5 protein-coding genes are annotated in these 5,182 nt (G+C 62.3%); all 5 read left to right on the top strand.

Annotation, left to right across the window (positions count from 1 at the left end; genetic code table 11):
• On the top strand, positions 1–2,059 hold a 2,059-nt coding region (gene sctV, locus Q7O77_RS14440), incomplete at its 5' end, for a type III secretion system export apparatus subunit SctV (RefSeq protein WP_304168663.1).
• Between the two features lie 15 nt (positions 2,060–2,074).
• Positions 2,075–3,001, top strand: coding sequence for an FHA domain-containing protein (locus Q7O77_RS14435; protein WP_304168661.1), 927 nt, complete (start codon positions 2,075–2,077; stop codon positions 2,999–3,001).
• A gap of 5 nt (positions 3,002–3,006) precedes the next feature.
• Complete coding sequence (gene sctN, locus Q7O77_RS14430) at positions 3,007–4,383, top strand: type III secretion system ATPase SctN (RefSeq protein WP_304168667.1); 1,377 nt, start codon at positions 3,007–3,009, stop codon at positions 4,381–4,383.
• Positions 4,384–4,413: 30 nt separating this feature from the next.
• Positions 4,414–4,830 carry a hypothetical protein gene (locus Q7O77_RS14425; protein WP_304168658.1) on the top strand — a complete coding sequence of 139 codons (417 nt, stop codon included), beginning with the start codon at positions 4,414–4,416 and terminating at the stop codon, positions 4,828–4,830.
• On the top strand, positions 4,827–5,182 hold a 356-nt coding region (locus Q7O77_RS14420), incomplete at its 3' end, for a hypothetical protein (protein WP_304168655.1). The genes Q7O77_RS14425 and Q7O77_RS14420, both read left to right, overlap by 4 nt.

Below are 5,182 nucleotides of genomic sequence, written 5' to 3'. Positions count from 1 at the left end.
GCGTTCGGAAATCGTGGGCGCGGTCATTGTGATGGCCATCGTCTTCATGATGATCATTCCCCTGCCGACGGGGCTGATTGATGTCCTGATCGCCTTTAACATCTGCATCTCTTCGCTGCTGATCGTACTGGCGATGTATCTGCCCAAGCCGTTGGCCTTTTCGACCTTTCCCGCCGTGCTGCTGTTGACCACCATGTTTCGACTGGCCCTGTCTATCTCGACGACCCGGCAGATTCTGCTGCAACAGGATGCGGGCCACGTGGTAGAGGCCTTCGGCAACTTTGTCGTCGGCGGCAATCTGGCGGTCGGTCTGGTGATCTTCCTGATCCTGACGGTGGTGAACTTTCTGGTGATCACCAAAGGATCAGAGCGCGTGGCCGAAGTGGCGGCTCGTTTTACGCTGGATGCGATGCCGGGCAAACAGATGTCCATCGACAGCGACCTGCGCGCCGGGTTGATTGACGCTCAGCAGGCCCGCCAGCGGCGCGAAAATCTCACTAAAGAGAGCCAGTTGTTCGGGGCGATGGACGGCGCGATGAAGTTCGTCAAAGGCGACGCGATCGCCAGTTTGGTCATCGTATTCATCAACATGATCGGCGGCTTCGCCATTGGGGTCATGCAGCACCATATGGCGGCGGGCGACGCCATGCACGTTTACTCGGTGCTGACCATCGGCGACGGCCTGATCGCGCAGATCCCGGCGTTGCTGATCTCCCTGACCGCCGGGATGATCATCACGCGCGTTTCCGCCGACGGGCAAAAGGTGGATAACAACATCGGCCGTGAGATCGCCGAGCAGCTGACCAGTCAGCCTAAGGCCTGGATTATCTCCGCCATCGGCATGTTCGGCTTTGCGCTACTGCCGGGCATGCCGACCATGGTCTTCCTGATCATCAGCCTGCTCTCCCTGTCCAGCGGACTTTTTCAGCTGTGGCGGGTCAAGCAGCTCGGTCTGGCTGAATGCCATGCGCTGGCGGCGGACAACCTGCCCGCAGAGCAGAACGGCTATCAGGATCTGCGCCGCTTCAACCCCACGCGCGCCTACCTGCTGCGTTTCCACGCCGAGTGCCGCAACGCTCAGCATGCCGCACTGCTGGTGCAGGATATTCGTCGGCTGCGCAACCGGCTGGTGTACCAGTTCGGCTTTACGCTGCCCTCATTCGATATTGAATTCACCCCAGACATCGCACAGGACGAGTTTCAATTCTGCGTGTATGAAATCCCCCTGCTGCGCGCCACCTTCGGGACCGCCCATCAGGCAGTCGCCCGTCATGAGGTGCCGCCGGAATCCCTTGATGATACGGCGTTGTCCGCCGGCCATCCCGCCCGCGACGAAGCGCACTGGCTGTGGCTGCCCGCCGATCATCCATTGTTGCAACACGATACGTTGGCTCGCCAGACAGAGGAGGCGCTGATTCTCGCGCGGATGGAGAACGCCATCCACCGGAGCGCGGCTCAATTCATCGGCTTGCAGGAGACCAAGTCCATTCTCGGCTGGCTCGAGAGCGAACAGCCTGAACTGGCGCAGGAGCTGCAGCGCATTATGCCGCTCTCCCGTTTCGCCAGCGTGCTGCAAAAGCTGGCTGGCGAACGCATACCGTTGCGCGCGGTGCGCCCGATAGCGGAAGCGTTGATCGAGGTTGGCCAGCATGAGCGCGACGTTAACGCGCTGACGGATTACGTTCGTCTGCAATTAAAAGCGCAAATCTGTCACCAATACAGCCGGGACGACTGCCTGTCCGTCTGGTTATTGACGCCAGAGACGGAGGAGCTACTGCGCGACGCCCTGCGCCAAACGCAGAACGACACATTTTTCGCGTTGGCGCAGCATGATGCCGCCGCGCTGCTGACTCAGCTGCGGGACTGCTTTCCGCCGACCGAGCCGCTGTCGTCCCTGCTGCTGGTGGCGCAGGATTTACGCAGTCCGCTTCGTGCGCTGGTACAGGACGAATTTCACCCTCTGCCGGTGCTGTCATTCACCGAGCTGGAGTCATACCTGTCTATCAACGTCGTGGGCCGTATCGACCTGCATGATATGACCGCCACCGCTCATACATAAGAAGGCAGAAGAACCATGTTTGAACTGCGCGTCCTGACCGGGCTGCATCGGGGAGCCGCCCTGCCGTTAAACGGACTGACATGTCGTATCGGCGCCGCCGACGATGCGGATATGGTGCTGTATGACCCCGGTATTCGCGAAGGTCATTGTCTGTTGGAAAAACAGGGGGAAGCATGGGTTCTCTCCGCGCTGGAAGGCGCGGTGAGCGACAGCGAGGGCCATCCGGTTGAGACGTCGCTCACCCTATTGCCGGGAACGCCGTTCGCCGCGGGCGCCATCTGGTTATGCGTGGTCAGCGCGGAGACGCCGTGGCAGGAGGATCTTGAGACGAACGCATCCGTCCCCCGACCGGAGCCAACAGACGCGCCGCCGTCAACGCCGCCAGTCGAGGCTCCCGCCGAAACGCCCAGCGCTGAGCCCAAAGCCCGCCTGCCGCTGTGGGCGAAATGCAGCTACCTGCTGCTCATCGGACTGCTGGTGATACTCACCGGCAGTTGGCTGATGCAAGATAGCGTGGCCATGCCATCAGCGCCGCCGACCGATACCCGTATCCCGATAACCTCTCCGGCTCAATCCGCCGCCACGCTGCAAACCATGTTGAATGACCGTGACTTGAGCAACGTGCAAGTCGTTCAGCAACCGGATCGCATTATCCTCCGCGGGGCGCTGGGGGCGGATCAGCTGCCGATGATTAACCGGATGTTGGTTCGGTTTCAACAACGTTACCGCGTCACTCAGCCGATCGAAAATCACACCCGAGTCAAGGGCGATACGCTGCCGTTCCGCATCATCCAGGTGACCAATGGCACGCAGGCCAACATCGTGACGTCCGACGGCCGGCGCCTGTTCGTCGGCGATGAGGTGGAGGGGCTTCGGCTGGTCGGCATCGATAACAACCAGATCGAGTTCAACGGCAAACAGCAGATTAAGGTGAACTGGTAATGGCGATGCTATCGACCGACGAACCTCGGCGCTATCCGCTGCTCGAACGCTGGCTGGCCACGCAGCGGCGGCATCTGGCCGACTACGCGCCGGTCCGTCTGCGGGGTCGCATTACGGGGGTCAGCGGCATCCTGCTGGAGTCCAGCCTGCCGCAGGCCCGAATAGGGGATCTGTGCCGAATCGAGCGTCACGATCGGACGCAGGTGCTGGCCGAAGTCGTCGGCTTCAGTCCGCAGCACGTGTTTCTCTCGGCATTAGGGGCGTTGGACGGCATCGCGCAGGGTGCGGTGGTCACGCCACTCTATCAGCCGCATTGCGTACAGGTATCCGACGATCTGTTGGGCAGCGTATTGGACGGTTTCGGCAGACCGCTCACGGCGGAGAGCCGCTCGGCATTCGTTGAACCCGGTACGGACTGCCCCAATCCCATTCCCGTGATCGGCGACGCGCCGCCGCCCACCGAGCGCCCTTGTATCAGCGAACCGCTACCGACCGGGCTGCGCGCCATCGACGGCTTGCTGACCGTGGGTCGCGGCCAGCGGGTCGGGATTTTTGCCGGCGCAGGCTGCGGTAAAACCACGTTGCTCGCTGAGCTGGCCCGCAACACGCCCTGCGACGCCATCGTCTTCGGGCTAATCGGCGAGCGCGGCCGAGAGCTGCGCGAATTTCTCGACCACGAACTGGACGACGCGCTGCGCCGACGCACCGTGCTGGTGTGCTCGACCTCGGATCGCAGCAGTATGGAGCGCGCTCGCGCCGCCTTTACGGCCACCGCCATTGCGGAAGCCTTCCGGGCCGAAGGCAAACAGGTGCTGCTGATCGTCGACTCGTTGACCCGTTTTGCCCGCGCACAGCGTGAAATCGGGCTGGCGCTCGGCGAACCTCAGGGCCGCGGCGGCCTGCCGCCGTCGGTGTACACCCTGCTGCCACGGCTGGTCGAACGCGCCGGACAAACCCGTCAGGGCGCGATCACCACGCTTTACTCGGTGCTGATCGAGCAGGATTCCATGAACGATCCGGTCGCGGACGAGGTGAGATCGCTCATCGACGGCCACATCGTGCTATCGCGACGGTTGGCGGAGCGCAATCACTATCCCGCGATCGATGTTTTGATGAGTTTGAGCCGCACCATGAGCAGCGTAGCCACCACCGCGCACCTCAGCGACGCCGAAGGGCTGCGACGGCTGATGGCCGCCTATCAGCAGGTGGACATGCTGATCCGGCTCGGCGAATACCAGCCGGGACACGATGCCCTGACGGATGCAGCGGTCACCGCTCAGGCGGAAATCAACGCCTTCCTGCAACAGTCGATGCGCGAACCGCAAACCTTCGCGGAAATTACCGCTCGGCTCAACGAGGTCAGCCGCTATGCCAACGTCTGATGCGCGATCGCTGACGGCCGGAGGCGCGCCATGCCTTCACTAAACGCTACGCTCCAGCTGCTGCTGCCTATCCGTCGTCAGCGCCTGCGCCGCGCCGAATCACAGCTGCGGGAAGCCACGCAGTCGCTGGCGCAACAGGAAGCCGCGCTCGGCCTGCTGCGCCAGGAAAAAGAGACGCAGCAGGCCCATTATCGGCAACAACAGCAGGACTTCCGCCAGCGTCAGCAAGAACAGGCGCAGTCGCTGGACAGTTTGCAACAGCAGCGCGAGCGAACGCAGAGACAGATCGGCCTCTTGCGACAACAGCAACAGCAGTGTGAAGACGGCGTGGCCCGCTGCCAGCAACAACGGCAACAGGTCACGGACAAGCGCGCGCGGCTGCGCCAGCGCCAAAAAGCCGTCGAAAAACTGGAATGTTTACTGACCCTGAATCAGGAGCCATCATGAGCGCCTATCTCCCGCCCGCCACCGCCTCATCCGCATCGCCTCAGGCTTCGTCGCCCTCGGCAGAAAAGGCGCTGCCGCGCTCGCGGGGACTCAACGCCCACTCCGGCGCAGAGACGTCTGACCGTCTTTCGGACTTCGAACTTTTGCTGTCTGCACCGCCTTTGGATTTCTACACGCCCGGTGTGACCGCCGCAGAGGCCGACGTCTCATCTGCAGGTTCAATGAACTATTTGTCGGCTTTGCCCGCCGAGAATGTGACAACGTCACTGACCGCAGCGCTGCACGCTGAGCTGAGCGCCCGCAACGACCTCGTCTCTCACAGTCCGTTCTCTTTCAGCCTGCAACTGCCGCA

The sequence above is a fragment of the Lonsdalea britannica genome (assembly GCF_946477055.1).
GTDB lineage: Bacteria > Pseudomonadota > Gammaproteobacteria > Enterobacterales > Enterobacteriaceae > Lonsdalea > Lonsdalea britannica_A.
The sequence above is the reverse complement of the archived record's forward strand: the minus strand, read 5'-3'. Positions and strand labels throughout refer to the sequence as shown.